This is a genomic window from Nonomuraea sp. NPDC049480, assembly GCF_044465905.1.
Lineage (GTDB): Bacteria > Actinomycetota > Actinomycetes > Streptosporangiales > Streptosporangiaceae > Nonomuraea.
In genome coordinates this window covers 1-2670 of sequence record NZ_JBITMD010000075.1, presented here as the reverse complement: position 1 = coordinate 2670, position 2670 = coordinate 1, and the positions used below count along the sequence as shown (strand labels likewise).

General features: G+C 65.6%; 4 protein-coding genes. 3 read left to right on the top strand and 1 reads right to left on the bottom strand.

The annotated features are described in order from the left end of the window. The first annotated feature begins 77 nt into the window (after positions 1–77). A complete protein-coding gene (locus tag ACIBX3_RS61150) occupies positions 78–353 on the top strand; it encodes a DUF4158 domain-containing protein (protein WP_397130021.1) in 276 nt (91 codons plus the stop codon). Here the strand turns inward: ACIBX3_RS61150 and ACIBX3_RS61145 are convergent. Further along, positions 340–804 (bottom strand): MarR family winged helix-turn-helix transcriptional regulator, encoded by a 465-nt coding sequence (locus tag ACIBX3_RS61145; RefSeq protein WP_397130020.1) that lies wholly within the window; start codon positions 802–804, stop codon positions 340–342. The genes ACIBX3_RS61150 and ACIBX3_RS61145 overlap by 14 nt on opposite strands. A 58-nt stretch (positions 805–862) precedes the next feature. Between ACIBX3_RS61145 and ACIBX3_RS61140 the strand changes: the two genes are divergently transcribed. Both ACIBX3_RS61140 and ACIBX3_RS61135 read left to right on the top strand, forming a co-directional pair. Next, a complete protein-coding gene (locus tag ACIBX3_RS61140; protein WP_397130019.1) occupies positions 863–1207 on the top strand; it encodes a VOC family protein in 345 nt (114 codons plus the stop codon). After that, positions 1204–2424 carry an MFS transporter gene (locus ACIBX3_RS61135; protein ID WP_397130018.1) on the top strand — a complete coding sequence of 407 codons (1221 nt, stop codon included), beginning with the start codon at positions 1204–1206 and terminating at the stop codon, positions 2422–2424. Before ACIBX3_RS61140 ends, ACIBX3_RS61135 begins: the two co-directional genes overlap by 4 nt. The last annotated feature ends 246 nt before the right edge of the window (positions 2425–2670 follow it).

Here is a 2670-nt window from a genome sequence, read left to right as displayed (position 1 = left end):
GAACGCCTTCGCCATCACCTTCGAAGGCCGCCTGACCCCGGCCACCCGATAGACCCAGTCAAGATTGAGATACACCGATCACTGGACAGACCCTGAAGCGCTACAGCGAGCGGGACAAGACGCGGTTGGAGCACACCTGGGAGATCGTCAAGGCGTTCGGTCTGAACGACTTCGCCTCGGCCGAGGCCGAGCTGGCGGGCAAGGTGCGGGCGCACGCGTGGAACACCGGCGACGGCCCGACCGCGTTGTTCCAGATGCCGATCACTTCGACACCACCCGAGATCCGGTGGCGGGGGCGTGTCGGCGAGTTTCGACATCGGGTGCGTGACGTTCTGGTTCTCAGGGCTGTGTGACGGGCTGGTTTGCCACCGCAGAGGCTGCGCAGGAGGCAAGATCCTCGCGTAGCCGGCGCTGCCGCTCCTGCGACAACGGCGCGAAGATCTGCCGTTCGACGGCGCGCACGGCGACGCTGGCCTCGCGCAGCGTCGATTGTCCGGCTCGGGTGAGCTCGGTTGGCAGTGCACGCCCATGAGCGGCGTGAGCAGGCCGGGTGAGCAGGCCCCGCTCTTGTAGCCGCCGAAGGACGACGTTCATCGACTGGCGCGTGACGAAGGCGCGGCGGGCGAGTTCGGAGTTGGACAGTCCCGGATGCTGGCCGAGCAGTTCGAGGCATGCGTATTGGGCAACGGTGAGACCCAGTGGACGCAGCACTTCATCCATCGCGGTGTGCAGTGACGCTTGCACCTGCTTGAGGACGTAGCCCACCGACTGGTCAAGGTCGCCAACGGCCTCTTCTTGCGTCATGTCAGTAGTATGACATAGCTTGTATGTCAGAAGCACTGACATACAGAAGGGATCGGCTATGAGTGGGCAGGTCACCTACTTTGAGCTGCCGAGCAGGGACATCGAAGCAACCCAGCGGTTCTGGAGCTCGCTGTTCGGCTGGACGTTCTATGAGGGCAATTTCCCGGGTTACTCGATGATCCAGGGGCCCGAGCCCATGGGCGGATCGCCGCACGATGATTCGTCACGACACCCGCGCATCTTTTTCGCCGTCGACGACATCACCGCCGCTGTCGCTCGGGTGCGCGAACTCGGTGGCACGGCAGAAGATCCGGTCAATATCCCGTCTGGTGCCTACGCCCACTGCACTGATGACCAGGGCGTGGAGTTCAGCCTGTCCCAACAGGCAGGTAACCGCGATTGAATCGCACCGAGACCACCGGGTCAGGGCCGAAGGGATCCGGCCGCCTCCTTGGACCGCTACTTCCGCTGGCGCTGGCCGCCTTCGCGGTCGGCACCGACGCGTTCGTGATGGCCGGTCTCCTGCCGGCCATCGCCGCCGACCTTGAGGTAAGTCTGCCGGCCGCCGGCCAGCTGGTGACCGTGTTCGCGTTGACGCTGGCTGTCGCTGCGCCGGTTCTGAGTTGGCTGTTGAGCCCACTGGATCGTCGCAAGGTTCTGCAGCTGGCGCTGATCGTGTTCGTCGTCGGCAACGTCGTGACCGCGCTCAGCCCGAGCTACCCGATCGCGCTGTCAGCCCGGATTCTCACAGGAGCCGGGGCGGCCACGATCACGGCCACCGCGTCGAGCGCGGCTGTCGCCATCACGCCTCCCGAACGGCGGGGGCGTGCCATGGCGCTGGTCATCGGTGGGCTGACCTTGTCAACCGCGCTGGGCATGCCGCTGGGCAACTTGATCGGCGGCGTCGACTGGCGCCTCACGCTCTGGGCCGTCGCGGCTCTGGGCGTCGTTGCCGCGATCGGCATCTCGGTAGCGTTGCCCAAGGTCGTGCTGCCGGCGACAAGCCTTGTGGCCCGCCTGGCTCCGCTGCGCCAGCCCAAGGTGCTCTCCATTTTGGTCGTGACGCTGCTGGTGATGGCCGGACATTACGCCGTCTACACCTACATCGGAGCCGTGACCGCGGGCGCCACGACCGGATCGTTTCCCCAGGCCATCACCATGATTCTGTTCGTCTGGGGCGTCGGGGTCCTGGTCGGCAACTTCCTCGCCGGCCATCTCGCCGACAACCTTCCGGGACGCGGGATCGCGGTCGCAGCACTCGCCGGCGGCACTGTGCTGCTCGCGATCAGCCCACTCACAGTCAGCCACCTTGTTGTTGCGTGCGTATGGGCCGCGATCTGGGGCGCCACCGACGGGATGGTCTCCGTCGTGCAGCAACACCGGCTGGTGAGCCTTGCACCCGCCTCGGCACCAGTTCTCCTTGGCCTCAACTCCTCCGCGATCTACCTCGGAGTTGCGATGGGTGGTGGACTTGGCGGTCTGGCTCAAGACTGGCTGTCGGTCACCGCGCTCGGCGTTCCAGCTGCCGTCCTGGCGCTGCTCGCCACCACCATCACCCTCGCCGAGGGGAGAATCGACACGGTGAAGGCCTCACTCAGGGCAGCCGAGAACCGCCGCTGACGCAGCCGATGGGCTGTCCTGAACCCAATGGACAGGACCAGCGTTGCACTGGGCGTGGTCCGAGCCACGTTGCTCGGGGGCTGGTGTTCCGGTTGAGGATCCCCTTTACGGAACACCAGCTCACTCCCTCCGCCCTTCACGCCTGTCTCCCGGGTCTGTCCAGTGATCGGTGTATCTCAATCTTGACTGGGTCTATCGGGTGGCCGGGGTCAGGCGGCCTTCGAAGGTGATGGCGAAGGCGTTCAG

Coding starts and splice junctions, on each gene's coding strand:
- ACIBX3_RS61140 (WP_397130019.1), top strand. CDS start 863: ATGAGTGGGCAGGTCACCTACTTTGAGCTGCCGAGCAGGGACATCGAA.
- ACIBX3_RS61145 (WP_397130020.1), bottom strand. CDS start 804: ATGACGCAAGAAGAGGCCGTTGGCGACCTTGACCAGTCGGTGGGCTAC.